The 26,651-nt window shown below is 71.9% G+C and carries 20 protein-coding genes; 11 read left to right on the top strand and 9 right to left on the bottom strand.

From position 1 onward, the window contains the following. Positions 1 to 24: 24 nt before the first annotated feature. Both HHX30_RS02430 and HHX30_RS02425 read right to left on the bottom strand, forming a co-directional pair. A complete protein-coding gene (locus HHX30_RS02430) occupies positions 25 to 1,920 on the bottom strand; it encodes an ABC transporter ATP-binding protein (RefSeq protein ID WP_169978862.1) in 1,896 nt (631 codons plus the stop codon). Then, positions 1,917 to 2,819, bottom strand: coding sequence for a hypothetical protein (locus HHX30_RS02425; protein WP_211591438.1), 903 nt, complete (start codon positions 2,817 to 2,819; stop codon positions 1,917 to 1,919). The genes HHX30_RS02430 and HHX30_RS02425 overlap by 4 nt, the downstream gene beginning before the upstream one ends. Positions 2,820 to 3,129: 310 nt before the next feature. Here HHX30_RS02425 and HHX30_RS02420 point away from each other — a divergent pair, with 310 nt between their 5' ends. The 6 genes from HHX30_RS02420 to npdG all read left to right on the top strand — a co-directional run bounded on the left by HHX30_RS02420 (position 3,130) and on the right by npdG (position 9,551). Continuing rightward, positions 3,130 to 3,342, top strand: coding sequence for a mersacidin/lichenicidin family type 2 lantibiotic (locus tag HHX30_RS02420; protein WP_169978858.1), 213 nt, complete (start codon positions 3,130 to 3,132; stop codon positions 3,340 to 3,342). A 95-nt stretch (positions 3,343 to 3,437) separates the two neighbouring features. Next, positions 3,438 to 6,395 (top strand): type 2 lanthipeptide synthetase LanM family protein, encoded by a 2,958-nt coding sequence (locus HHX30_RS02415; protein WP_169978856.1) that lies wholly within the window; start codon positions 3,438 to 3,440, stop codon positions 6,393 to 6,395. A gap of 66 nt (positions 6,396 to 6,461) precedes the next feature. Then, complete coding sequence (locus HHX30_RS02410; RefSeq protein ID WP_169978854.1) at positions 6,462 to 7,217, top strand: ATP-binding cassette domain-containing protein; 756 nt, start codon at positions 6,462 to 6,464, stop codon at positions 7,215 to 7,217. Beyond that, positions 7,214 to 7,912: a hypothetical protein gene (locus HHX30_RS02405; RefSeq protein WP_169978852.1), complete on the top strand. Its 699-nt coding sequence runs from the start codon at positions 7,214 to 7,216 to the stop codon at positions 7,910 to 7,912. The genes HHX30_RS02410 and HHX30_RS02405 overlap by 4 nt, the downstream gene beginning before the upstream one ends. A gap of 46 nt (positions 7,913 to 7,958) precedes the next feature. Next, entirely contained in the window at positions 7,959 to 8,747 is a 789-nt protein-coding gene (locus HHX30_RS02400; protein ID WP_169978850.1) for a twin-arginine translocation signal domain-containing protein, read from the top strand. A gap of 132 nt (positions 8,748 to 8,879) precedes the next feature. Further along, positions 8,880 to 9,551: an NADPH-dependent F420 reductase gene (gene npdG / locus HHX30_RS02395; protein ID WP_169978848.1), complete on the top strand. Its 672-nt coding sequence runs from the start codon at positions 8,880 to 8,882 to the stop codon at positions 9,549 to 9,551. 3 nt (positions 9,552 to 9,554) lie between these two features. On the opposite strand, the gene HHX30_RS02390 is transcribed toward npdG, so the two are convergent. Beyond that, positions 9,555 to 10,235 carry an alpha/beta hydrolase gene (locus HHX30_RS02390; protein ID WP_169978846.1) on the bottom strand — a complete coding sequence of 227 codons (681 nt, stop codon included), beginning with the start codon at positions 10,233 to 10,235 and terminating at the stop codon, positions 9,555 to 9,557. A gap of 113 nt (positions 10,236 to 10,348) precedes the next feature. Between HHX30_RS02390 and HHX30_RS02385 the strand changes: the two genes are divergently transcribed. Next, positions 10,349 to 11,527: a PLP-dependent aspartate aminotransferase family protein gene (locus HHX30_RS02385; RefSeq protein WP_169978844.1), complete on the top strand. Its 1,179-nt coding sequence runs from the start codon at positions 10,349 to 10,351 to the stop codon at positions 11,525 to 11,527. Positions 11,528 to 11,581: 54 nt separating this feature from the next. Here the strand turns inward: HHX30_RS02385 and panB are convergent, their stop codons facing one another. Further along, entirely contained in the window at positions 11,582 to 12,427 is an 846-nt protein-coding gene (gene panB, locus HHX30_RS02380) for a 3-methyl-2-oxobutanoate hydroxymethyltransferase (protein WP_169978842.1), read from the bottom strand. Between the two features lie 200 nt (positions 12,428 to 12,627). Between panB and HHX30_RS02375 the strand changes: the two genes are divergently transcribed. The 3 genes from HHX30_RS02375 to HHX30_RS02365 all read left to right on the top strand — a co-directional run bounded on the left by HHX30_RS02375 (position 12,628) and on the right by HHX30_RS02365 (position 16,437). Further along, positions 12,628 to 13,857 carry an MFS transporter gene (locus HHX30_RS02375; RefSeq protein WP_169978840.1) on the top strand — a complete coding sequence of 410 codons (1,230 nt, stop codon included), beginning with the start codon at positions 12,628 to 12,630 and terminating at the stop codon, positions 13,855 to 13,857. Between the two features lie 428 nt (positions 13,858 to 14,285). Further along, the gene (locus tag HHX30_RS02370) at positions 14,286 to 15,800 is read left to right on the top strand and encodes an MFS transporter (protein WP_169978838.1); all 1,515 of its coding nucleotides are present in this window, start codon (positions 14,286 to 14,288) and stop codon (positions 15,798 to 15,800) included. 7 nt (positions 15,801 to 15,807) lie between these two features. Continuing rightward, complete coding sequence (locus HHX30_RS02365) at positions 15,808 to 16,437, top strand: TetR/AcrR family transcriptional regulator (RefSeq protein ID WP_169978836.1); 630 nt, start codon at positions 15,808 to 15,810, stop codon at positions 16,435 to 16,437. A 132-nt stretch (positions 16,438 to 16,569) separates the two neighbouring features. Here HHX30_RS02365 and HHX30_RS02360 read toward each other — a convergent pair whose 3' ends face one another. The 4 genes from HHX30_RS02360 to HHX30_RS02345 all read right to left on the bottom strand — a co-directional run bounded on the left by HHX30_RS02360 (position 16,570) and on the right by HHX30_RS02345 (position 23,326). Continuing rightward, complete coding sequence (locus HHX30_RS02360; RefSeq protein WP_169978834.1) at positions 16,570 to 18,318, bottom strand: NAD+ synthase; 1,749 nt, start codon at positions 18,316 to 18,318, stop codon at positions 16,570 to 16,572. 50 nt (positions 18,319 to 18,368) lie between these two features. Next, complete coding sequence (locus HHX30_RS43120; RefSeq protein ID WP_169978832.1) at positions 18,369 to 19,835, bottom strand: BTAD domain-containing putative transcriptional regulator; 1,467 nt, start codon at positions 19,833 to 19,835, stop codon at positions 18,369 to 18,371. Between the two features lie 209 nt (positions 19,836 to 20,044). After that, a complete protein-coding gene (locus tag HHX30_RS02350) occupies positions 20,045 to 22,069 on the bottom strand; it encodes a sensor histidine kinase (protein WP_169978830.1) in 2,025 nt (674 codons plus the stop codon). 51 nt (positions 22,070 to 22,120) lie between these two features. Beyond that, positions 22,121 to 23,326: an MFS transporter gene (locus HHX30_RS02345; RefSeq protein ID WP_311922045.1), complete on the bottom strand. Its 1,206-nt coding sequence runs from the start codon at positions 23,324 to 23,326 to the stop codon at positions 22,121 to 22,123. Between the two features lie 75 nt (positions 23,327 to 23,401). Here HHX30_RS02345 and HHX30_RS02340 point away from each other — a divergent pair, with 75 nt between their 5' ends. Continuing rightward, positions 23,402 to 24,364: a DUF5937 family protein gene (locus HHX30_RS02340; protein WP_311922044.1), complete on the top strand. Its 963-nt coding sequence runs from the start codon at positions 23,402 to 23,404 to the stop codon at positions 24,362 to 24,364. On the opposite strand, the gene HHX30_RS02335 is transcribed toward HHX30_RS02340, so the two are convergent. Then, positions 24,365 to 26,584: a sensor histidine kinase gene (locus HHX30_RS02335; protein WP_169978828.1), complete on the bottom strand. Its 2,220-nt coding sequence runs from the start codon at positions 26,582 to 26,584 to the stop codon at positions 24,365 to 24,367. Positions 26,585 to 26,651: the final 67 nt, after the last annotated feature.

Genomic DNA, 26,651 nt, shown 5'->3' with positions numbered 1-26,651 from the left:
ATCCTCCGGTGGTTCCAGTCGCGTTCAACCCGGGCTCTGCGCCGTCGCGCTCGGGGAGCCGGAAGTCATGTAGGCGGCAGCCTGGAGCGTGTACATCTCGGCGTACAAACCGTTGTCCGCCATGAGGCTGTCGTGCGTCCCGCGCTCCAGGATGCGCCCATCCTTGAGCACGAAGATCTTGTCGGCGTGCCGGACGTTGGAGAAACGGTGTGAGATGACGATCGCGGTGCGACCGCGCAACAGCTTCCGCAGGTTCTCCAGCAGCGCGTGGTCGGCCTGCGCGTCCAACGCCGACGTCGGCTCGTCCATGATCACCAGGTCCCGGCCCCGGTAGAAGGCGCGGGCGATGGCCAGGCGCTGTCGCTCGCCTCCGGACAGCGCGGTGCCGCCGCCGAACTCGGGGCCGAGCGGGGTCTCGTACCCGCCCGGCAATCTGTCGACGAATTCCCGCGCGCCCGCCTCGTCGACGGCCGTGCGGACGGCCGTCTGCCCGTCCGGCCGCGTCGTGTCCCCAAGTGCCACGTTCTCGGCGACGGAGAAGTGGTAGGTCATGTGGTCCTGGAAGACGGTCGTCACCTGGTCGCGCAACCCCTCACGGGAGAGCTCGGCAGTGTCCGCACCGTTCCAGAGCACGGCGCCCGACGAGGGCTCGTACAGGAAGGCCAGGATCTTCGCCAGTGTGGTCTTGCCCGAGCCGTTCTGGCCGACGAACGCGACTATCTGGCCGGCTCGGATGGTCAGGTCGACGTTGCGCAGCGCCGGCCGGGCGGCTTCGGGATAGACGAAGGTGAGGTCGCGCACGCACAGCTCGCGCAGCGGTCCCGGCTGCGCGCCCTGACGGCTGACCAGGCTCCTTCGCATGAGCTGAGCGTAGAAGGCGTGCTGGTCGTCGAGGAACAGCCCCGCCTCGGACAACTCGGCCAGCGGACCGCCCAGACCGGCCATCGCCGTCGCCAGCCTGCTCAAGCTGAGCACGGTGGTGAGCACCGTCGAGGTGTCCATGGCCCCGACGGCGTAGAACCAGGTGAGCACGGTCACGACCACGCACAGGATCAGGCCGAACGCCAGCACTCCCAGCAACTGCCTGCGCCACTGCCCGCGCAGGGTTTCGCGCAGTTCCGCGTACCGCCTGCGGGTCAGGAGGTCGTATCTCTCGGCGAAGTGCTCCGACAGCCGGAAGGAGCGCACTTCCGCGGCGGCCTGCCGGCCGGTGATCAGCATGCCGACGTACCTGCGCATCCGCTCAAGCGGGGTCATCCTGGTGAAGAAGGCGAATCGGTCGCCGGCGAGCTTGGAGCTGACGACCGCGATCGGGGCCGCGGTGAGCGCCATCACCGGCAGCAGCCATGGCTCCAGCACGATGAGCAGCACGGTGAAAGCGGCTACCTGGAAGGCGGAGGCCAGCAGGCCGTTGACGCCCCTTACCACCTGCCGCGGTTTGCCGTCGGCGGTCTCCTCCGCCCGGCTGATCCGGTCGTGCACGACCGCGTAGTCGAAGTCGGCGAGGTCGAGCTTCGCGATGGCGGCGTGCATGCGGCGGCTGCTGAACTGACGCACCCGGTCCACGAGCAGCTCGTTCAGCGTATGACGCAGGTTGCCGAGAATGAGCGTGACCAGGGTGAGCAGGACCGCTCCCGCAAGCCACGGGATGAGCGTCCTGGTCGCCTGCGCGGGGCCGTCGGAGGACTCGAGGAAGACCCCTACGCTGCCGCGGAACAGCAGCAGCAGACCGACGCCGAGCAGCCCCTCGACGGCAGGCAGGAGGATCACCCCTGTCCAGAACAGCGTCGCGTCCGCCTGCCTGCTCAGCCTGAGGGCGGCCATGACGGTGGCGGCGGTGCCGGAACGGCTCATCGCCTCCTTCATCGCCGGGCCGGCGGTCTCCCCCTGCTCCGCGGGGCTCGCTGGAGAGCCCTTCATCGGCGTTCGTACCCGAGCAGGTCCAGCAGGTGCCCGTGGCGGTGCTCGAAGGCGCGGACGGCGGCCTCGGAGAACGCGGCCCGCCAAGCGCCCGACCGGCCGTCACGGAAGGTGAAGGACGCTCGGTTGAACAGCGACTTCGCCAGCGTCGCCGGATCCGCCTCGGCGCCCAGGAACGCGACGACCCGCTCGACCGCCGCCTCCTGGAGCTCGAGGGTTCCGCCCCCGTCGGGGCCTACCAGTTCCTCGAAGGAGACCCTGCACACGGCCGGATGCGCGGCCAGCCAGCGACTGCTCCGCAGTTCCGAGAGCCCGGGGAACTGCTCGTCCTCCAGGGCGTAGGCGATTTGTTCGTCGAGGTGGGCAAGGGAACGGAGTATGTCGCTGTAGAGGCCGAAGCGGACCAGCTTGCCGATGCCCTGCGGCCGCGTGTCGGTGAGGAAACGCACCATCGACAGAAGGCTGTCGCGCGGGTCGCGGTGCAGGAACAGAATGCGTGGCTCACCGCCCGTGCGCCATTCGTGGATGAACTTGCCGTACACCTGCGCGAGGTCCATCTCGTGCACGAACCAGCAGGTGTTCGCGGGAGTGTCGGAGAAGGTGCCGGTGGCGGTGCGCCACAGGGCTTTCTGGACGAGTTCGCTCCGCATCGTCTCGTGCGGATACCGGGAGGCCAGCGGGACGCCCAATCGGTGGAGCCAGGCCCACATCACCGCGGTCCGGGCCACGTCGACCAGCCGCGCGAAGCGCTCGGGGTCGTCCGCGACCCGCATCCGGAGCAGCTCGTCGTGGTCGTAGACCTGTGAGACGAGGTTCCACGAGGCGTCCTCGTCAAGAGTCACGCGTTCGCCCGGTGACGTCTTCACCTCTCCCTGGAGGCCGTATCCGAGAGCGAGCATCAATTCCTTGACGAGGTGAGTGCCCGCTTTGGGAGGCGACACCACGACGACTCTTGGAGCACGGGCCATGAATTTCCCTCCTCATACCGCCTTACAGCAATACCACGGCCCGCGCCGGACTGAAAGGCACATGGAACTTGGCGCGAAAATGCCGGAGGATACTTCGGCGACCTCGCCCGGTCAACCGCGTCACGTCCTAATAGAAAAACGTTCTCTCCGGAAGCCTGGTCCGGTGAGAGATTGCTCACATTGTCGGGAGTTCCGGTCCGGTGTGATATTCCGAAACGACCGCTTCGGAGAGGAGAAAAGAATGCAGATGACAGATCTGACCAAGGCGTGGAAGGATCCCGCTTTCAGCGCCACCCTCAGCGCCGACCAGCTGTCCGCGCTCCCCGCGAACCCGGCCGGCGACCTCGTCGACATCGCCGACTTCGCCGTCGAGAGCGAGGTCCAGCCGATCATGATGTCCTGGCTCCCGTGCTGGGTCACCTGGAGCAGCGACACGGAGTGCTGCGCCTACTGACGTGGCGTGGCGAGAGGAGGTCGGGCGTCCGCTCCGCGCGGGCGCCCGCACCCCCGTGTCGCTGCCGAGCCGAGTCGTCGAAATACGGGGTCAGAATGGCGCCTGAGCACGCAATCGATTCACTGCTCCAATTCTCGAAGCCCATCGTCGACGCCGCCGCCGCTGATCTCACCGAGAGAGTGAGGGAACGCCTCGGATCGCTCGCGGCCGAGTCGCTTCTCCATCACCTGACAGCGGCGCCGCCCCGCGCCGGGCTCGCCAGGATCGTTCTCAGGATTCTCGTACTGGAACTCAACGTGCAGCGGGTCGAAGGCCTCTTGCGCGGCGCCACGCCCGCCGAGCGCTTCGACTTCTTTTCCGGGCGGTTGTCGGACCCGGACTTCGCGCGGCGAATATGGCGTGACTATCCGCTGATGCTCGCGGAGTGCCGCCGGCTGCTCGCCCACTGGGTGAGTGCGCGCTGTGCGTTCGCCGAGCACCTGGCGGCCGACCTCGAGCTGCTGCGCGGGCTCGGCGTCCACGCGGACCTACGGGAGATCGACGAGATCTCCTTCGACGCCGGCGACAGCCACGAAGGCGGCCGGTCTGTGGTGATCGTCCATCTCGGCCGCGGGCAGAGCGTCGTGTACAAGCCCAGAGCGGTGTCGATGGAGGCGCGGTTCCAGGCGCTGGTGGACTGGGCGAACGCCAAGGGGTTCGAGCCGCGGTTGCGCACCGTGCGCGTCCTCGACCGCGGCGACCACGGATGGCTGGAGCACGTCCGCGGCGGCGAGTGCGACACCTCCGCCGCCGTCGAGCGGTTCTACCGGCGGCAGGGCGGCCATCTGGCTCTGCTTCACGCGCTCCGGGCGCGGGACCTGCACATGGACAACGTCATCGCGGCCGGTGAGCACCCCTTCCTCGTCGATCTCGAATGCCTGTTCACCGGAGAGTTGAACCCCTCGCAGGCCGACTCCGCCGGAGACGAGGCCCTGATGCGCGGCCTGTTCGACTCGACCGTGCTCGCCGTGGGGATGCTGCCCTTCTCCCGGCCGCGGACGGACGCGGCGGGCAGGCAGGCGAGCGGCGACGTCAGCGGGCTCAACGGCGGCGGCGACACGCGGTTGAGCGCGGACGCGCTGCCCCGATGGGTGGACGCGGGCACGGACACGATGCGGCTGGAGCATGCCCGGGCACCCCTCCCCGCGTCGGCGAATCTGCCGCGCCTCGGTGGCGAGGTGCGACGGTTCGACGAGTACCGGGACGTCTTCCTGGCGGGGTTCGAGCGCATGTACGAGCTCATCCGGGCGCACGCCGGCGAGCTGCTCGCCGAAGGCGGCCTCCTGGAGACCTTCCGAGGCGCCCGGGCCCGTCACATCCTCGGGGCGACGCAGACGTACAACGCCTTCCTCTGGGCGAGCTGCCACCCGCACCTCCTGGGTGCGGCCGAGCAACGCGACAAGTACCTCGACCGTGCGCTGTCCCGTCACAGGGGACTCGCGCTGGGGGCGGAGATCTCGGCCAGCGAACGCGCGCAGCTCGCCACCGGCGACATTCCTCTCTTCACTGCGGAGGCGGACGGCACCTGCCTTGTCGGCGGAGACGGACGGGTGATCCCCGGCGCGCTGGTTCGGGACGGGCTGAGCGCCGTGCGTGAGCGGATCGCGGCATTCGGTGACGACGATCTTCGGCGTCAGCGGTGGATGGTGGAGTCCGCCGCGGCCACGGCCGTTGCTGCGGATCTCGACGGCGCACCGGTCTTCCGGGTGCCCAGGGACGACAGGCCGGTGCACCGGCGGTCCGGCTCGAAGGAGGCTCCCGACGCCCTGACTGTCGTCGGTCACGCCGTCGAGATCGGGGACGAGCTGATTCGGTCCGCGCTACGCCACGAGGGGGAGGTCGGCTGGCTCGGCCTGGCCTCGGTGGGCGGAGGAGGGTGGCAACTCCTACCGACCGGGCTGGACCTCTACTCCGGCAACAGCGGCATCGGCCTGTTCCTCGCCTACCTGGCTCGAGTGTCCGGCCAGGACAGGTTTCATGAGCTGGCACGGGACATCTCGTACGGCGTCGTGCGCCGGATGGAACGCGCGATCTCGTTCTGGCGTCGAGAGGGCCGGCAGAACGCACTTCTGGCCCTCGGCATGTCGGGCGGCTTGACGGGCGCCGTCTACTTTCTGACGCACTGGGCGGCCCTCACCGCGGACACCGTTCCACTCGCCCGGTTGATCGACGACATCGCGCCGGGGATGGAGGAGATCTGTGACGCGGACGAGACCCTCGATGTCGTCGGCGGCGCCGCCGGTCACGTCCTCGCTCTCTGCGCGGCCTGGCGGGTCGTCCCGTCCGACGGGCTCGTGGGGCTGATCGGGAAGATGAGCACGCACCTGACCGCACGCGGGGTCCGCACCGGCGACCAGATCAGCTGGCCGGCCGCGCAGTTCGACGGGCTGGCGCTGGGCGGATTCGCGCATGGCGCGTCCGGCATGGCGCTGGCCCTGGCCAGGGCGGCGCGGGTGACCGGCGACGACGCGCACCTCGAGACCGCCAGGGCCGCGCTGCGCTTCGAGAGATCGCTGCACGGCGAAAACGGCGAAGCCTGGCCGGACCTGCGGCCGAACGTTCCCTGGGAGACGATGATCGCCTGGTGTCACGGCGCGCCGGGAGCCGGTCTCGCCCGGCTGGCACTGGCGGAAACGCTCGGCGACGACACGTTCCTGGCCGCCGACATCGAGCTCGCGGCGCGCATGACCGCCGACTATTACGAAGCGGCAAAGGAACATTATCCGGTACGCAATCTATCGCTTTGCCACGGCGAGCTGGGGAACCTGGATTTTCTCTGGTCGGCCGCCCGCAGGGCAGGCGAGGGTGACCTGCTCCGCCTGGCGGAAAACCTCACGACGGCTGTGCTGGCCGCGCAGGGGGATTATGGTTGGATCTGCGGGGTGCCGCGCGGGCTTCGTACTCCCGGTGCAATGCTCGGACTTGCCGGTATAGGGCTCGGCTATCTGCGCATCGCCGATCCCGCCCGGGTGCCCTGCCTTCTCACACTCGACGCTCCGGCCGGTAACCCGTGATATGGCCCGCATCGAGGATACGATCACAGATTCGGCTGGAAACCTATCGCAGAGGGAGGGCGGCGAGTGCGCCTCCGGAACGTCTCCTATCGTTACCGGCGCAAAGGTCCCTGGGTTCTTCGTGGCGTCGACGTCGAGGTGGCGCCGGGCCGGATAACCGAGGTGACCGGAGCGAATGGTGCCGGTAAATCGACGCTGCTGCGGCTCGTCGCAGGACTGGCCCGGCCGTCGGCGGGTCACGTCGAGCACCGGCCGCGAATCGTGGGATATGCGCCCGAGCGTTTTCCCTCCGCCCTTCCCTTCACGGTGCAGGAATATCTTGAGCACGTATGTCGTATCCGCGGGGTGCGCGGGGCCGACCGGCAGGCCGTGATCGGCCATTGGACGGAGAGGCTGCGGTGCCGGCACCTGGCCGCGACCCGAATCCGTGATCTCTCCAAGGGCAGTGCCCAGAAGGTCGGGCTGATCCAGGCGTTCCTGGCCAAGCCGGAACTTCTCGTGCTCGATGAGCCTTTCGCCGGGCTCGACGTGGCGGCCATGAACGCCGTCTCCGCCGCCGTGGGCGAGGTGGCGGCGCACGGCGGCAGCGTCGTCGTGAGCGACCACCAGAACTACCTCGGCGACGTCGACCTGCGACAGCGGTGGGAAGTCGGCGGGGGCACGGTGTCCGTGCTGCCCGCCTCGCCCAAGCCGCGGGAGGAGAAGCAGACCGTGGTCCTGCGCGTGCGGGTGGAGGAACGCAGCGCGGGCGTCGCCGTCGAGCACCTGCGCGAGCTGGGCTATGACGTGGAGATCGGCGGCCCGGCGGAGGTCCGGAAGTGAACGTCGCGGCCCTGAGCTGGTTCTACATCAAGGCATACGGAAACTCCTATCGGTTCATCCAGCCGCTCGTCCCCACGCTGGTGCTGCTGGCGATCCTTTCCGGCGCGCCGCCGGGCACGCCGGGCGCGGCCCAGGCCGCGGTGCTGGAGACGCTGGGGTACCTCAGTGTTTTCATGATTCCGGTGTGGGCGTGGGCGTCTCGCCAGGTCCTCGACACAGAACCGGACACCCATCGGCTCGTGTCGGCCACGATGGTGAGCTCCCGTCCCAGGCTGCTGACCGGGCGTCTGCTGGCCTGCTACGCGGTGAGTCTGGTGCTTTCAGCGATCGCCCTGCTGCCGCCCCTGTGGATGACCGTGCAGTCGGGGGCGGGCATGCGGGCGCTGCTCTCCGGGGCGGTGCTCCTGGTGGTCGAACCGGCTGTCGCTCTCGTCTTCGGCATCCTGACCAGTCGCGCACTGGTCCCGTCCACCGGCGGATCCACCCTGTTGTTCCTGGGAGGGCTCCTCGTGGCCGCGCTCCTGGACGCCCGCACCGGGTTCTGGCCGGGCCCGCCGATCGTGTCGGGGGTCGGTGCGGCCAACGAAGGGCTGGACGCCCTGCTCGCAGCCCTGCCCGGCGTGGCGTCGCGCGCCCTGGCGTGGACGGCCACCGGAATCGCCGTGTACGCGTTTTTGCGGAGGCGCCGCGAGTGACAGTCGTCGCCGGTTCCTGTCCTTCCAGTGGAGAATGAGGTCCCCCATGCGCCAGCCCAGCCGTCGTAGCGTCCTGAAGGCTTCCGTGGTGACGCTCGGAGCGATCGGAGCGGGAATTCCGTTAAGCGGTCCCGCGTTCGCCGCCGACTACAATCCCGCCCCGCAGGACCCGGAATTTCCGGACGTCGAGGGAATGCGCGGGGACCGGCGGGCGAACGAGCTGTGGTACACCTACGAGAATGTCTTCCAGTATCAGGCGACCGCCGAGATAATCGACGCCTACACCGCCATCGGCGCGGTCGCGGGCGGATCGCCCGAGCGGCTCTATCCCCTCTATCAGCAGCACCGCCAGGCGGGCACCTATCCCCACGGATTCATCGCCCAGATGGCTCCGGCCAAGGACGCGCTCGAATATCTCTCTCGCTTACAGCTCGACATCTACGACCGCTTCTACCGGCATGACAGGAATGGATTGACGGCGGCGTTCGTCTGGTTCGGCGAGGGAGTCCTTTTCGATCCGCGCATGCCGTACGGATCGCGTACTCACATGATGAACGTCAAGCCCGGCGAGCCGCCGCAGAACTGGCATGCGTGGCACCCGATCATCAGGGCCACGGTGTTCCTCGGGATCGACGTCATGCGATGGATCGAGCTCAACCGCCTCGTCGGGATCGGCTGGACGATCCAGTCCATCACCAAGCCGCGCGCCGGGGCCGACAATCCCTACCTGGACAAGAAGAGCGTCCACAACGTGGTGAAGACGTGGCGCCACATGCCCCCGGCGAGGATGGACGACATGTTCGACAACTTCCCCTACCCCCCGGGCGTCTCCTGACACCGGCGCCGGGCGTGGGCCCTTCACCCGTCCGCGGGCGGGTGAAGGCCGCGCGGGACTGCGGCTGACAGTTCGCGTCCCCGGCGGGACTCCCCGGGCGGCTCTCGGTGGCGACCTGGCATGATCTGAGCCATGGCTGAGCACACCACCGTAGATCTCCCCGACGTCTCCGCGCTGACCATCGGCATCCTGGGCGGGACCGGCGACCAGGGCAAAGGGCTGGCCCGCCGGTTCTCGCTGGCCGGGCACACCGTGCTGATCGGCTCGCGCAGCGCCGAGCGCGCCCAGGACGCGGCGCGTGAGATCGGCGTACGCGGGGCCGCCAACGCCGAGGTGGCGGCCGAGGCGGACATCGTGATCGTCGCGGTGCCCTGGGAGGGGCACAAGGCCCTGCTGGAGTCCCTGCGCGAGCCGCTCACCGGCAAGATCGTGGTGGACTGCGTCAACCCGCTCGGCTTCGACAAGCAGGGGGCGTACGCGCTGCCCGTGGAGGAGGGGAGCGCGGCGCAGCAGGCGGCGGCGGTGCTGACCGGCAGCCGGGTGGTCGCGGCCTTCCACCACGTGTCGGCGGTGCTGCTGCTCGACCCCTCGGTGGCGGAGATCGACCTCGACGTGCTCGTGCTCGGCGACGACCGCGAGGCCACCGACGTGGTGCGCGCGCTCGCCGGCCGCATCCCCGGCGCGCGCGGCGTCTACGCGGGCCGGCTGCGCAACGCGCACCAGGTCGAGGCGCTGACGGCGAATCTCATCTCGATCAACCGCCGCTACAAGGCCCACGCGGGCATCCGGGTCACCGACGTCTGAGCCTCACACGGCGGTGGCGATGAGCCAGTCGGCCACCACGTCGGGAGCGACGAGCTGGTGCAGGTGCTCGCCGGGGACGCGGGCGACCGGCCAGCCCCGCTCCCCGGCCTCGTGGGCCAGGGCGGCGTACGCGTCCGCGAACCACAGGTAGCCGCCCTTGAGATGGTCCCATCGGGCCGGCACCGGGATGTCCTCCAGGTAGTACGCGAGGGGCAGCCGCGCCTGCTCGGCGACGACCACCTGCCGGACCACCGGGTCGGGCAGGAGGGCGGCGACGTCGTCCTCGGGCCACCAGTCGGTCCAGCGGGGCAGGACGCCCGAGTCGTCGGCGAGGCCGCGCAGGAAGGCGAGGTGCTCCGGCTCGGCCGCGCGGCAGGCGCCCGTGCGGGGCGGCAGGGCGGCGTCGACGAACAGGCAGGCGGCGACCTGCCCGGCGAGGGCCTGCGCGATCAGCGGCACGAACAGCCCGGCGTTGCTGTGCGCCACGACGGCCAGTGGCCCGCGCGGCGCGCTCGCCGCCACCTCGCTCACCACCCTCGGCCAGTACGGCGGCGGGCCCGTCGTCACGTCGGTCAGCGGGGGCACCACGGCGGTGTGCCCGCGCGCCCGCAGGGTCTCGGCGACCGGGGTCCAGGTCGAGGGGCCGACGGAGGGACTGTGCACGAGGAGGAAGCTGACATCCACCTCCTCATCCTCACCCTGCGCGGCGGAGACGGAACCCTCCTCCGCTCGCCGCGTAACCGATCGCCAGTCGACCAATCTGACAAGAGCGGCTTTTCTGGGTCATTCTGGACGGCATGAGCTCCCTGCATCCGGAAACGCGCGTCGTCCACCTGCCCCGGCCCACGCCGGAGGGCAGCAGGCCGATCGCCATGCCGATCTACCAGACCTCGGGGTTCGTGTTCGACGACCCGGCCGTCTTCGCCGACGGCATGGGGCGGCCCGACGGGGCGTACGTGTACGGCCGGCTCTCCAATCCCACCGTCCGTGCGATGGAGGAGGCGGTCGCCGGGCTGGAGGGCGGCGTGGCCGCCGTGGCCACCGGTTCGGGCATGGGCGCGATCAACGCCGTGCTGCTCGGCCTGCTGCGGTCGGGCGACCACGTGATCGCCCAGTCGGCGCTGTACGGCGCCACCGCGCAGGCGCTGAACGGCCTCGCGGAGCGCTTCGGCGTCGAGGTCACCCACGTGCCGCAGGACGACCCCGCCGCCGTACGGGGCGCCGTGCGGCCCACGACGAAGCTGCTGTACCTCGAAACCATCGCCAACCCGATGACGCAGGTGGCCGACCTGCCGGGGATGTGCGCGGCGGCGCGCGAGGCCGGGATCCTCACCGTGGTCGACAACACCTTCGCCTCGCCGATTCTGTGCCGCCCCATCGAGCACGGCGCGGACATCGTGGTGCATTCGGTGACCAAGTACCTGTCCGGGCACACCGACGTCGTCGGCGGGATCGCCGTGTTCGCCTCGGAGGACCTGCATCGCAGGGTGTGGTCGTACGCGGTGGAGCTCGGCGCCACGGCCGACCCGTTCGCCGCGTGGCTGACCCTGCGGGGGATGCAGACGCTGCCACTGCGGATGGAGCGCCACTGCGCCAACGCCCGCGTGCTCGCGACGCGGCTCGCCGGGCACCCGGCCGTGGCCGCCGTCCACTGGCCGGGCCTGCCGTCCCACCCGTCGCACGAGCTGGCCGCCAAGCTCCTGCCCGACTTCGGCGGCGTGTTCTCCTTCGATCTCGCCGGAGGACGTCAGGCAGGTGAGGCGTTCATGCGCAACGTCCGGCTCGCGCTGCTCGCGCCCTCGCTCGGCGGCGTGGAGACGCTGATCCTCCACCCGGCCACGACGTCGCACCGTACGGTGAGCGCCGCGGGCCTGGCCGCCGCGGGCATCGGTGAGGGGACGGTCCGGGTGGCCGTGGGCATCGAGCACGCCGAGGACCTGTGGGCCGACTTCGCCCAGGCGCTCGACGCGATCTGAGGCGCCCTCATGGGAAGGGCGGCCGCGGCGTGTGCCACGGCCGCCCGGCGGGCCTCAGCGGTAGCTGTGCTCGGGCCTGGGGAAGACGCCGGAGACGACCTCGTCGGCGTACGCGCGGATCGCCCGGTCCATCTCTCCGGCCAGGTCGAAGTACTTCTTCACGAACTTCGCGGGCTGCGGGGTCAGGCCCATCAGGTCCTGCCAGACGAGGACCTGCGCGTCGGTGTGGGGCCCGGCCCCGATTCCGATCGTGGGGATGCTCAGCGACGTGGTGACCCGCTGGGCGAGGTCGGCGGGGACGCACTCGAGTACGACGGCGAAGGCGCCCGCGTGCTCCAGCGCCTTGGCGTCGGCCATGAGCTCGTCACCCGCCTGGCCGCGGCCCTGCACCCGGTAGCCGCCGAAGGCGTTGACCGACTGGGGGGTCAGGCCGAGGTGGGCCATGACCGGGATGCCGGCCGACACGAGCATCTCCACCTGCGGGAGGACCCGGTGGCCGCCCTCCAGCTTGACGGCGTGCGCGCCGGCCTCCTTCATGAAGCGGGCCGCGGTCTCCAGGGCCTGCTGGGGTGAGGCCTGGTAGGAGCCGAACGGCAGGTCGGCCACCACCATCGCCCGCGACGAGCCGCGTACGACCGCGGCGGTGAGCGGGATGAGGTCGTCGACCGTGACGGGCAGCGTCGAGTCGTAGCCGTAGACGACCATGGCGGCCGAGTCGCCCACGAGCATCACCGGGATGCCCGCCTCGTCGAACACCTTGGCGGTCATGGCGTCGTACGCCGTCACCATCGGCCACTTCTCGTGGCGCTCCTTGGCGGCCGCGATGTCGCGGACGGTGACCCTGCGCCCCGCGGCGCCGCCATAGAGGGCGGGCGTGGACATGACGGAAACAGAGGACATGGCTACCTCCAGGCCTCGTGGCGCCCCTGTGGCGTCCCCGGACAGTCAGATCATTGCATGTCGACATGGCTTGGAACACCCCGAGTGGGCGGGGTAATCCGCGCATGCGACTGCTGCGGCAAATGGGGCAAATGGGGCGACCCGGCGGTGGGAATGTCGGAGGCGCCCGGCACAATGCCGTGCGGAGGTAAGGAACCACAATGGCTTTTGATCGTTACCGGCGGGTGCTCGCCCTGCCGGGCGTGCGGGCGTTGCTGCTGGTCGGCATGATCGCGAGAATCCCCCTGACCGGCACCGGAATGACGCTGACCCTGCACGTGGTGAACAGCCAGCATCTGGGTTTCCTCCAGGCGGGCCTGGTCGGCACCGCATCCATGGCGGGCGCCGCGGTCGGCTCGCCGCTCGTCGGCCGCTTCGTCGACCGCCGCGGGCTGCGCCCGGTCATGGCCGTGACGACCGTCGTGCAGCTGTGCCTGTGGTGCGCCGCGCCGTCGCTGCCGTACGCCGTGCTGCTGCCGGGGGCGCTGATCGGGGGACTGTTCAGCCAGCCCGTGTTCGGGGCCATCCGGCAGTGCATCGCCGCCATGGTGCCGGTGGACAACCACCAGACCGGCTTCGCCCTCGACTCGATGGGCGTGGAGTTGTCGTACATGGTGGGGCCCGCCCTCGCCGTCGCGAGCGTGACCGCGTTCGGCAGCACCGCGACGATGTACGGCGTGGCCGCCGGTCTGGTGGGCTCGGGAGTGGCGCTGTACCTGCTCAACCCGCCCACACGGTCGGCCGAGGAGAATGCGGGCCACGCGATCGCCGTCCCCCGGCGGCAGTGGCTACGGCCCGGTCTGCTCGCCCTGCTCTTCCTCGTGTCCGGGCTGACCTTCGTGCTCACCACGACGGAGCTGAGCGTCGTGGCGATGCTCAAGGCCGGCGGCGCGACCGCCTGGACGGGGCTGGTCATCGCGCTGTGGTGCGGCTTCTCGCTCGTGGGCGGGTTCGTGTACGGCGCGCTGCCCCGGGGGCTGTCGCCCGCGCTGCTCGCGGGCGGCCTGTGCGCGCTGACCGCGCCGGTGGGCCTGGTCGGCGGAGGCTGGGGCTGGCTGTGCCTGGCGCTGGTGCCGGGCGGGTTGCTGTGCGCCCCGGCGCTGTCGTCCACCGTGGACGCCGTCAACCGGCGCGTCCCGGCGGCGGCGCGGGGGGAGGCGATGGGCCTGCACGGCACCTCGCTGACGATCGGAGGCGCCCTGGCCGGGCCCCTCGCCGGCGGGCTCCTGGACTCCCACGGCCCTGCCTGGGCCTTCGCCGTGGCCGGGGCCGTCGGCCTCGCGCTGGCCCTGCTCGCCGGGCTCGTATGGCGCAAGGCTCCGGCCGCCCCCGTGCCCGCGACCCCTGCCGTGCCCGCGACCTCCGCTGTGCCCACACCCGCGGGGGAGTAGAACCGGCTCTCTGCCGCCGGGTCTCCCCAAGGGCGCCGTACGCACCGGGATGGGGCGCGCCCCGAACCGGGAATAGAACCGGCTCCCGCGCGGATGTACAGGGGGTGCGCGCCGCCGCGCCACCCCGCGATGTCCTGCCTGCGGCCCTGTGCGGCCCTGTGCGTGCGGCCCTGTGCGTGCGGGCCCTGTGCAACCTTGTGCGGCCCTGTGAGGGCCTGCGCGGAACGGGCGCGCGGGCCCGGCCGGAGCCGTCTTCCGCCCGATCGACCAGCGGGTACGGCGGCACCGCGGGGATTATGAAACGAACCCGTTGCGTATCGGAATGCCCGGCGCTACGCTTGCGTTGCGAAACTCGATCGTATCGAAATCATGGGGGATCCGTGGAAGCGAATACCGGTCACCCACGCCGATGGCACATCCTCGGCGTGATGGTGTTCAGCCTGCTGGCAGTCGTCCTCGACAACACCATCCTCAACGTGGCGATCAAGACGATCGCCGATCCCATCCACGGCTTGGGCGCGACGCAGAGCGAGCTCGAATGGGCGATGAACTCCTACACGCTGGTGTTCGCCGGCCTGCTGTTCACCTTCGGGGTGCTGGGCGACCGCTACGGGCGTAAGCGGATGCTCATGACCGGCATGGTCCTGTTCGGGCTGGCCTCCCTCGCCAGCGCCTACGCCCAGGACCCGATGCAGCTCATCGCGGCGAGGGCGCTGATGGGCCTCGGCGGCGCCGCCATCATGCCGGCGACGCTGGCGGTCATCTCGAACGTCTTCCCGATCCACGAGCGGGGCAAGGCCATCGGCATCTGGGCCGGCGGTGTCGGCATCGCCGTGGCGATCGGCCCGATCACGGGGGGTGTGCTGCTCGAGCACTTCTGGTGGGGCTCGGTCTTCCTCGTCAACGTGCCCATCGTGCTCGTCGGCCTCGTGCTGATCGCCACGATCGTGCCCGACTCCAAGGACCCGAACAAGACCGGTCTCGACCCGGTCGGCGTGCTGCTGTCCATCCTCGGCCTGATCAGCCTCGTCTACGGCATCGTCCGGATCAGCGACCTCGGCACCGTCGCCGACGTCTCGGTCATCGTGCCGTCGCTGCTGGGCCTGGCGATCCTCGCCGCGTTCGTCTGGTACGAGAGCCGGATCGACCACCCCGCCTTCGACGTGCGCAACTTCCGCAACGCCGGCTTCTCCACCGCGATCGCCGCCGTCGGCCTCGTGTTCTTCGCGGCCATGGGTGTGATGTTCTTCATGGCCTTCTACTGGCAGATCGTCCGGGGCTACTCGCCGCTGCAGTCGGGTGCGCTCGTGCTGCCGTTCGCGGCCGCTCAGCTGATCTTCGCGCCGCAGAGCGCGCGCATGGTGCAGAAGTACGGCGCGCGGGCCGTCGGCACGGTCGCGATGGTCGTCATCACGCTGGCCCTCGCGGCGTACGCCCTGGTGGAGGTGGACACGCCGATCTGGATCCTGCTGGCCCTCGCCTTCGTCCAGGGCGCGGCGATGGCCAACATCATGCCCCCGGCGACCACGGCCATCATGAACGCGCTGCCGCGTGAGAAGGCCGGTGTGGGCTCCTCGATGAGCAACGTCGTCCGGCAGGTCGGCGGCACGCTGGGCATCGCCATCCTCGGCGCGGTCCTGTCCGCCAGCTACCGCAGCGACATGGAGGGCAAGGTCACCGCCCTGCCGGAGGAGCTCCGCCACGTCGTGACCGAGTCCATCTCCGGCGCGGCCGGCGTCGCCGGCAACCTGGGCGCGCGGGGCGCGAGCCTGCTCGACGCCGCGAACGCCGCGTTCGTCACCGGCGTCCACTGGGCGGCCCTCGGATCGGCCTTCGTCGCCCTCGTCGGCACTCTCGTGGTGGCCCGCTGGATGCCGGGCAAGGCTTCGGTCGGCGCCGCGGTCCCCACGGCTGAGACCGAAAAAGAAGCGGCGGTAGTGTGAACTCGCCATGAAGACGCAGCAGACGGCTGAGGGGGTGGCCCGCCCGGCGGGCCGCCCGCGCAGCGAGAAGGCGGATCGGTCGATCATCGAGGCGACTCTCGAACTGCTCGGTGAGGGCATCGGGGTTTCGGAGCTGTCCATCGAGTCGATCGCCGGCCGCGCCGGTGTCGGGAAGACCACGATCTACCGCCGGTGGTCCAACAAGGAGGACCTGGTGGTGGACGCCCTGGCGACGCTCAAGCCGCCGATCCCGCTGCCGCAGGGCGGAACCGTGCGAGACGACTTGGTGACCTACCTCCGGGTGATCCAGGAGGAGTCCCGCCACCACCGCACCCGCTGCATCATGAACATCGCCATGAGCGACTCCGAGCGGCATCCCCGGCTGGCGGAGCGGTTCCGCGAGCTGACCATGGAGCCGCGCAGGGCGGTCGTGGCGGCCGTCCTGCGCCGTGGCGTGGAGACCGGGGAACTGCGCGCGGACCTCGACGTCGACATGGCGCTGGCGCTGCTCAGCGGGGCCATGATCTGGTACACGAAGTGGTCCCACTCCGGCGACCCCCAGGCCGACATCCCCGAGCGGATCGTCGACGAGGCGCTCAAGGGCTTCCGCCCCCGCCCCGCCACCCCCGAGCCGTAACCGCGTCCCTCACCCTTCGGCGGGCATCCGCCGATGACGACTGGACATGGGGTTGTGTGACCGGTACCGGACGCCTGCCCGGCACCGGTCACAGCGTTCTCCGGCCCGGGCCCGGCGTCGCGGACACCCGCACTAGAGCCGCTCGCGCCAGCGGGTCGTGATGGGCAGGCGGCGGTCGCGGCCGAAGTTCTTCGGCGTGATCTTGGGGCCCGGCGGGTACTGGCGGCGCTTGTACTCGGCTAGGTCCACCAGGCGGATGATCTTGGTGACCAGCTCGGGGTCGTGGCCGGCGGCGACCAGCTCGTCCCGGCCCATGTCCCGCTCGACGTAGTCGCGCAGCAGCCGGTCGAGCACGTCGTACGGCGGGAGGGAGTCGGTGTCGCGCTGGTCGGGCCGCAGCTCCGCGCTCGGCTCCTTGGTGATGGAGTTCTCCGGGATCGGGGGCTGCCCGGGCTGGGCGTTGCGCCACTCCGCGAGCTTCCAGACCACGCTCTTGAGCACGTCCTTGATGGGGGCGAACCCGCCCGCCGAGTCGCCGTACAACGTGGAGTAGCCGGTCGCCAGCTCGCTCTTGTTGCCGGTGGTCAGCACCAGGTGGCCGTGCTCGTTCGACAGGCTCATCAGCAGCATGCCGCGCACGCGGGCCTGCAGGTTCTCGGCCGCCAGGCCGTGCAGCTCGATCTCCTTCTCGAACGCCGAGACGATGTCGGCGATCGGGACGACCTGCGAGTCGACCCCCTGGCGGCGTACCAGCTCCTCCGCGTCGGTGATGGAGTGGTCCGAGGAGTAGCGCGAGGGCATGAGCACCACATGGACCCGCTCGGGCCCGACGGCGTCGGCGGCGATCGTGGCGACGAGGGCGGAGTCGATGCCGCCGGACAGGCCGAGGATGACCGACCGGAAGCCGTTCTTGCGCACGTAGTCGCGCACGCCGAGCACGAGAGCGCGGTAGATCTCCGCCAGGTCGTCCAGCCGCTCGGCGACGACCGGCGCCTCCGGCTCGTACGGCTCGACGGGCGCGGCCGACAGCAGCACCCGCTCGACCGTGATGACCGTGCCGTCGTGCGCGTCGTGGCGGGACTCGCCGAGCTCGCCCGTGCCCTCCGGGAGCTCCAGGTCGGTGACGAACAGGTCCTCCTCGAACTGCGGCGCGCGGGCGACCAGTTCCCCGGAGGCGTCCACGACGAGAGAGTCGCCGTCGAAGACCAACTCGTCCTGGCCGCCGACCATGTTCACGTACGCGAGCGCGCAGCCCGCCTCGCGGGCCCGCCGCGCGCACAGCTCCAGCCGCACGTCGTCCTTGTTCGTCTCGTACGGCGAGCCGTTGGGGACGACGAGCAGGCCGGCGCCGGCCTCGGCGACCACGGAGACGGGACCGCCGTCCTGCCACAGGTCCTCGCACACGGCCACGGCCACGTCCACGCCGTGCAGGCGGAAGATCGGCAGGCGGTCGCCGCGCACGAAGTAGCGGTACTCGTCGAACACTCCGTAGTTCGGCAGGTGGTGCTTGGCCGACTTCGTCACCACCCGGCCGTCGTGAAGCAGGGCGACCGCGTCGAGCGGGGCGCCCTTGGGCTGGCCGACGCGTGGGGCGAGGTCGGCGCGGTCGAGGTAGCCCACCACGACGGGGATGTCCCCGAGACCCTCGCCGGCCAGGCGCGCGGCCGCCTTCGACAGCGCCGTGATCGACGCCTCCACGAACGAGGACCGGAGCACCAGGTCCTCGGCCGGGTAGCCGGTCAGGAACATCTCGGGGAAGACCACGAGGTGCGCGCCGCGGCCGGCGGCCCTGCGGGTCCACTCGACGAGCATGTCGGCGTTGCCGGAGATGTCACCGACGACCGGATTGGTCTGGGCGAGAGCGATACGCAGTTGAGCCACTCACCCACCCTAAGGTCTCCGATTGCTTGTCGTCAAAGCGACGATAAGGCTCAGGCGCCCGGTGACCCCGGGCTGACCAGCCCTCTTTCGTAGGCCAGGACCACGAGCTGGGCGCGGTCGACCAGGCCCAGGCCGCGCAGCAGCGCCGTGACCTCGTCGGCGACCTCCTGTTCCGGCACGGCCAGCGTCATCGCGATCTGCCGGTTGGTGAAGCCCCGGGCGACGAGCTTGATCAGGTCGATGTCGGAGTCGGACAGGCCCTCAGGCGCCGCCGGGTCGCGCCGCCCGGCGAAGGCCGCGATGAGGTGCGTGGTGACCGCCGGGTCGAGCAGCGCGTCGCCCTCGACGGCGGCCCGGATCGCCGCGATGAGCTGCTCGGGGGCGGAGGTCTTCAGCACGAAGCCGCTCACGCCGGCCCGCAGCGCCGCGTAGAGGTTCTCGTCGGTGCCGAACGTGGTCATCATGATCACCTTCGGCGGCGCCTCCGCCGCGAGGATCCGCCGGGCCGCCGCCAGCCCGTCCAGGCGCGGCATCTGGATGTCCATGAGCACCACGTCGGGCCGTGCCGACTGGACGAGCGAGATCGCCTGCTCGCCGTTCTCCGCCTCCCCGACGAGGTCGAGCCCCGGCTCGCTGTCGAGGATGACCTTGAGACCGGTGCGCACCAGCGCCTGGTCGTCGGCGATCAGCACGCGCAGGGCCGCCGGGCCGGACGGCGCGGGCGCGGAGACCTCCACGACCTGCCCGCCGGCGGCCGGGGCCGGCGCGTCCAGATGCTCGGCCTGGACGAGGATGTCCTGCTCCAGCCGCTGCAGGGTGGGGCCGAGGTCGAGCCCGAGTTCGTCGCGCAGCGCCTCCCTGGCCCGCCGAAGCGCGCCGAGCGCGTCGCCCTGCCGTCCCGCGCGGTAGAGCGCGAGCGCGAGAAGCCGCCAGGCCTCCTCCCGCAACGGGTAGGCCGAGGCGTGCGCCTCCAGGTCGGGGATCATCGGGCCGGTGCGGCCCAGCCGCAGCGCGGCGTCCGCGCGGCGCTCCACGGCGAGCAGGCGAAGCTCGTCCAGCCGCGTGGCCTCCGTCTGCGCCCAGGTGAGCTCCTGGAACCCGGCCAGCGCCGGCCCACGCCACAGGGAGAGGGCCGTCTCCATCCGCTCCAGCGTCGCGGCCGGGCCGTCGTGGTCGCTCTTGACCAGGTGCTCGAAGCGCCAGGAGTCCACGTCCTCGACCTTCGCCCGCAGCGCGTAACCGGGCGGGGCGGAGACCAGGACGCCGGCCTCCTCACGCGGCGCGCGGTGGGGTTCGAGGGCCCGCCGCAGGCGGGAGACGTACCCCTGGATCGTGGACAGCGCCTGGGCGGGCGGCCCGCCCGGCCACAGCTCGTCGATCAGCACGCTCACCGGCACGGCGCGCCCTCCGGCCACGAGCAACCGGGCGAGCACGGCCTGTTGCCGCTGCCCGCCGAGGTCGAGCGTCTCGCCATCGGCAATCGCCTCGAACGGCCCAAGAGCACGAAAAGTCACCATCGCACGGTAAGCGTAAGGGCACTGACCGCCTCGGGCGTGCCGCCCGCCTCTCGGTTGGGTCACGAGGCGGGACGGCCGGGTCATGACCGCCCGTCGCGGAGCCGGCGCCGGTCGCGGCTCGCGGCGCCCGCGGGCCGGTCGTGACGCGGCCCGCGGCCTCGCCGGGGACGGTCCGCCGCGTGCTCCTGTGGACGATGCTCCTATGGATGTCAGGCGACGAGGGGGAACCGGGCCTCGACGACGGTGCCGCCGGTCTCCGGCGCGGTGACCACGCAGCTTCCGCCCAGTTCGGCCGCGCGCTCGCGCATCGAGGACATGCCCACCCCCGCGCGCAGCCGGGCGGGCGGGCCGATGCCGTCGTCGGCGACCCTCACCCGCAGCTCGCCGCCGCCGTCCCCGGCCGCGGTGCGGGTGACGCCCACTCTGACCCGGGAGGCCCGGGCATGGCGGCGCACGTTGTTCAGCGCCTCCTGCACGATGCGGTACGCCGCGACCTCCACGGCGGCCGGCAGCCCGCTGAGGTCGCCCTCCACCCGCACCGAGACGTCCTCGACGCCGTCCGTCCCCTCGGGCAGGGTCTCCTCCGCCAGCGCCCGTACGGCTCCCGCCAGCCCCAGGTCGTCGAGGGCCGGGGGCCGCAGGCCGTACACGAGCTCGCGGATGTCGCCGGCCACCGCGTCCATGCCGGTCCGCAGGTCCCGCAGCAGGTCGTCGGCCGTGGCCGGGGACTTGGCCAGGCTGATCCTGGCCATGTTGAGCGTCATCGCCATGGCCCCGAGCGTCTGGCCGAGCCCGTCGTGCAGGTCGCGGCGCAGCCGCCGGCGCTCCTCCTCGCGGGCGGCGAGGATGCGCTCGCGCGAGCGCTGGAGGTCGGCGGCCATCCGTACGGCGTGGGCGACGTCGGCCACGTAGGGCAGCAGCGTGCCGAGCACCCGCTCGTCGTGGGCGGCGGCGAACCGCCGGGCCCCCGGCGGGCCGAGGAGCAGCCGGCCCACAGGCTCGCCATGCCAGACCAGCGGCACCTCGCGCGGCGACGGCCCCACATGGCCGCTCTCCACGTAGCGGGGCCTGCCGTCGGCGATCTCGACGGCGACCCCGTCGACGGCCAGGCCCTCGCGCACCACCGTCACCACCGACGCCAGCGCGTCGGCGGGGTCGGCCCGCCGCACCTCCTGCGTCAGCCGTTCGGCGAGCAGCGCGGGATCGCCCACCCTGCCGTACAGCGCGCGGTCGGCCACGCGCAGCAGGGCGCGGCGCAGCGGCTGGAAGAACCCGCCCGCGAACAGCGCCGCCGCGAGCCCGGCCACCTGGTGGTACCCGGAGACGACCAGGCTGGAGACCGCCCCCGCGCCGAAGTAGACGGCGCTGATCACGCCCAGGAGCCCGGCGGTGACGAACGTCCGGCTGATCACCGTGTCGATGCCGTACAGCCGGTAGCGCAGCGCCGCGAACAGGATCGAGAACGGGATGAGCGCCGTCCACAGCGTCGCGGGCACCCACCACGACTCGCCCATCAGGTACATCGCGACGTACCCGGCGAAGGCGGTGAGGGGCCAGGCGATCTGCCGCCGCGTCACGGGGTCGGCGCGCCGCAGCCGCAGCACGAGCGAGGCGAACGCGGCGACCACGCAGATCTGGACCGTGTGGCCGAGGACCGTCCACGCCGCCGTGTAGTAGGGGACGAGGGCCTTGACCTCCAGCGGGTTGTGGATCACCGCGGGCCAGGCGTACGCCGCGCGGGAGGGGTCGGGCCGCAGCAGGGCCAGGACGATCTCGGTGACCGTGGCGGCGGTGCCCAGCACGACCACCCAGAGCCAGCGGCGGGAGGGGAGCCGGCCCGTGGGCGAGCAGAGCGGGAGCAGGATCGCCAGCATGAGCCCCGCCGCCGCCCAGCACACGACGGCGATCACGCGGCCCGCGTTGGCCGCCCCCATCTCGCCCTGCCAGGCCCAGTGGAAGGAGAGCGCGGTGAAGGCGACGTTTCCCGAGCCGAGCAGCCCGCCCGCGCAGATCAGCCACGCGAGGCTGAGCCGGGGCCGCTGGGACACCAGGAACGCCCCCGTGACGGGGAACGTGAGCGCGACGCCGAAGTCCGGCGTGAGCGGGGGCTTCGGCTGCCACTGCGCGGGGAGCCCGACCTGGACCAGCACTCCCAGGAGGGTCAGGAGCAGTGCCGTGGCCGCCATCGCCCAGGCCACCGCCCGCGCGGGAAAGGCTGGGGGGTTCTCGTCCATCCTGAAAGGGATTATGTCCTGTCCGGTTCTCCCCCCGCCAGGGAAGCGGACCTACGCCGCCGGTGCGGAGCGGCGGCGGACGGCGCGGCCGATGAGGAGCTGGCCCGCGGCCGCGAGCAGGCCGAGGCCGCCGAGCAGGGGCCACACCAGCCCGGGGGCGGCGGCCAGCAGCCGGGTGCCCACCAGGGGCGCGAGCAGGGCTCCGGCCGACCAGGACAGGCCGTACAGGCCCGAGTAGCGTCCCCGCAGGTGGGGTGGTGCGAGCGTCGCGACGATCGCCCCCGGGATCCCGGCCGTGAGCACCTCGCCGAGCGTCCAGACGGCCACGGTCGCCGCGTGCCCGGCCGCCGACGACACCAGGGAGGTCAGCGCGAACCCCAGCCCGACGAGCGCGAACCCGGCCGCGAGCACCCTGGACGGGTCGAACCGGGCCAGCCACGCGTTCGTGAGCGGCTGGACGACCACGATCAGCAGGCCGTTGACCGCCATCGCCATGCCGTACGCGCTCGTCGGCAGCCCCTGCCCGGTCATGGCGAGCGGCAGCGTGCTGTACGCCTGCAGGTAGACCAGCGCGTACGCCAGGTTGCCCAGCACGAAGACCAGCATGAGCCGGTCGCGCAGCACGTCGGCGAACCGGCCGGGCCGCGCGTCCTCGCGGGCCGGGCGGGTCTCCGGGATCGCCCGCCACACGAGGAGGCCGAAGACCAGGCAGGTGACGGCGTCCACCCAGAACAGCACCGTGAAGCCCGAGCGGGCGAGCCAGCCGCCCGCCACCATGGCGACGGAGAAGCCGAGGTTGATGGCCCAGAACAGCAGCCCGAACGCCCGGGGCCGGTCCTCCGGCGGCACCAGGTCGGCGACGATCGCCTGCGAGGCCGGGCGGTAGGCGTCCACCACGATGCCCAGCACGAGCATGCCCACGACGAGCCCGGGCACGCTGGTGGTGTAGCCGAGCGCGATCATGGTGACGGCCGTGGCGACCATGCCGCCCGTCAGCGTGACCCGGCGCCCGAGGCGGTCGGCCAGCCACCCGGCGACCGGCTGCGAGAGCAGGGACCCCACGCCGAACATGGTCATGACCAGGCCCGCGTTGGCGAGGGAGACGCCGCGCGCCTGGGTGAGGTAGATGCCGATGAACGGCTCCACCATCGTGCCGAGCCGGTTGACGAACGATCCGCCGAACAGCACCCAGAACGGCCGGGGCAGGCCGCCGACCTTCGACTGGATGAAGCCGGTCCTGCTGATCACAGTGGTCACGGGCGTCCACCCTTGGACACCAGGGCCGGGCCGTGCCAATCTTTTAGCCCTGGCTGAAACATAGGGGGAGCGGCCGTGCCGGTGGAGTGGCGTTTCACGCCGGACGACGTGGCGCGGCTGCGCTTCGCGTTCTCCCCGATGTGGGAGCTGGTGGCCAGCCTCCGGGTGCTGCGCGCGCCCGGCCGCCACTCGCTGCACCTGCCGTGGCTGCGGGCCGTACGGCCGCGCCTGCGCGAGGTGGATCTGACCGACCTGTTCGCGCTGGTCCCGGTGAGCGGCTACATGCCCGACTTCCTCACCCCGCCGCCCGACACGCCGTTGCCGGACTTCGCCGCCGAACTGGAGCGGGTGCGCGGCACGCCGCCCGGCACGGCGTACGAGGAGGCGGCCTGGGTGCAGACGCCCGACCCCGCGGCGCTGCGGCGGTTCACCGACGACCCGGCGGAGGGCGTGCGGCGGGTGGCCGACCGGCTGCGGGAGTACTGGACGGTCGCGTTCGAGGAGTTCTGGCCCAGGATCCGCGCGCTGCTGGAGGCCGACGTCATGTGGCGGGCCCGCACGCTGGCGGCCGGGGGAGTGCGGGAGCTGTTCGCCGACCTGCACCCGGCCGTCGCCTGGCACGGCGACCGGCTCGTCACGGCCAAGAGCTGCGCCTACGACGGCGACCTCGGCGGGCACGGTCTCGTCCTCGTGCCGAGCGCCTTCGCCTGGCCGGACGTCTCGGTGATGTACGAGCCGTACCGGCCGATGCTGTGCTACCCGGCGCGCGGTGTCGGGACGCTGTGGTCGGACGGCACGCCCTGCACCCCAGAGGCGCTGGCCGCGCTCATCGGCCGCACCCGGGCGCAGGTGCTCACCGCGCTGGCCGAGCCCGGCTCGACCACCGGGCTCGCCCGGCGGCTCGGCCTCACGCCGGGCGCGGTCAGCCAGCACCTCACCGTGCTGTCCGACGCGGGCCTGGTGGTGCGGCGGCGGCTCGGCCGCGAGGTGCTCTACCGGCGGACCCCGGCCGGCGAGTCGCTCGCCGCGGTCTGCTGATCACCGCAGGTCCGGCAGGGCCGGTACGGCGGGCAGCCGGGCCGTGACCGTCGTCCCGAGGCCGGGTGCCGAGGTGACGGCGCAGGTGCCGCCCAGCTCGGCCGCCCGCTCGGTCATCGAGCTCATCCCCACGCCCGACCTGCGGCCCGGCGGGAGCCCCACGCCGTCGTCGGCCACGGTCACCCGCAGCTCGCCGTTCCGGTGCAGGACCACCCGCACGCGCCGGGCCCGCGCGTGTTTGCGCACGTTCGTCAGCGCCTCCTGCACGATCCGGTAGGCCGCCACCTCCACGGCGGCGGGCAGTCCCGACATGTCCCCGGTCACCTCGACCTCGGCCACCGACTCCGCGCCGGCCGCGAGCCCGGGACGCGCCTCCTCCGCCAGGGCCCGTACGGCTCCCGCCAGCCCGAGGTCGTCAAGGGCGGGGGGACGCAGGCCGTACACGAGCTGGCGGACGTCGGCGGTGACGCCGTTCATGCCTTCCCGCAGGTCCCGCAGCAGGGCGTCGGCCGTGTCCGGGGACCGTTCCAGGGTGTGGCGCGCCATGTTGATCGCCATCGCCATCGAGGCCAGCGTCTGCCCGAGCCCGTCGTGCAGGTCGCGGCGCAGCCGCCGCCGCTCCTCCTCCCGCGCCGTCAGGATGCGCTCGCGGGAGCGCTGCAGCGCGGTGGTGAGCGACATCGTGTGGGCGGCGTCGGCGACGTACGGCGCGAGCACCGCGATCACGCGCTCGTCGTGGGCGGCGGGGAAGCGGCGCCCGCCCGGCGGGCCGATCAGCAGGCGGCCGACCGGCTCGCCGTGCCAGACCAGGGGCATCTCCCGTGCCACCGGCCCGGGCCGGCCGCTCGTCGTGACGCTCCCGTCGATCTCCACCGCGATGCCCGTGACCGACAGGCCTTCGCGCATCACCTCCAGGGCGGCCAGCAGGGCGTGCGCGGGGTCGGCGTGCTGCAGCCGCCGCCGCAGCCCGGCGGCGAGCGCGAGCGGGTCGCCGCCCGTGCCGTACAGCGCGCGGTCGACGAGGCGCTGCAGCACGTTGCGGATGGGGTGGAAGAACGCCCCCGCGAACAGGGCCGCGGCCAGGCCGGCGAACCGGTCGACGCCGGACAGGATCAGGCTGGAGCCCGCCCCGACGAGCACGTAGACGGCGGCCACGACGCCGACCAGGCCCGCGCCGACCAGGGTCCTGCTGATCAGCGTGTCGATGCCGTACAGCCGGTAGCGCAGCACGGCGACCGCGATCGCGGCCGGCACCAGGGGGAGGGTGAGCGAGGCCGTCCACCAGACCGGATAGCCGATCACCCAGGGGACCACCACTCCGGCGATGGCCACGAGCGGCCACAGGATCTGGCGGCGCTCGATCCCGTCCGCCCGGTTGAAGCGGACGACGAGCGAGGAGAACGCCAGCGCCATGCCCACCGCGACGACCGTGTGCAGCACCTGCCGGGTGCCCTGGTAGTACGGCGCGAAGGCCGCCACCTCCAGCGCGTTGTACCCGGTGCGCACGCTCGACGGGGCGAACAGCGAGCACAGCCAGTCGAGGGCGAGGGCGGTGGCGGTCAGGCCCCCCGGCACGCACCACCGCTTGGACAGGATGCGCCCGGTGGGATACAGCAGCGGCAGCAGCACCCCGAGCGCGTACGTCGTGAGGTTCCACACGCCGTCGGCGAAGACCCAGAGCGGGTGGACCAGCGGATGGCCGCCGTGGTGGACGAGCAGGGTCGCCAGGTTGGCGGCGAGGATGTTGGCGGCCGCGCCCAGGCCGCCCAGGCACAGCAGCCAGCCGAGCAGCAGCCGGGGCCGCGAGATCACCAGCAGTGCCCCGAAGATCGGGAACGTGGTGCCCGCCACGTCCTCGGGCGCGAACGGCAGCGGGGTGTAGGGAGAGTCCGGCAACTGGGCGGTCACCCAGATGTCGGCCAGTTCCAGGCAGATCGCCACGCCGGCGATCGCCGACGCGACGGTGGGCCCGAGCGTCCGCACCCGGCCCGGCCAGTCGAGCGCGCGCAGCCGCCGCAGCCGCTCGACGGCGTGCGGGTGCGGGGCGCCGCCCTCGGCACCCGCCTCCGGTGCCCGGCCGGGCGCGGCGGCGCCCCGGGGGCCGGTCACGGTGCCGGGGGATGCGGGCGCCGCCTCGTCCGAGGGGCCCCGCCGGTGTTCCGCGGTGTCGAGCAGCGGTCGTGCCACGGACGGGGGCTCCTTCGGGTTCTGCACCGGCATGCCGGGACGGTAAGGCGCGCGGGTCGACGCCCGATCAACGCCGGATCAACAGCAACGACGACCCGGC

The organism is Microbispora sp. H10836 (assembly GCF_012999525.1).
GTDB lineage: Bacteria > Actinomycetota > Actinomycetes > Streptosporangiales > Streptosporangiaceae > Microbispora.
Note: the sequence above shows the minus strand (reverse complement) of the source record. Positions and strands in the feature narration are given on the sequence as shown.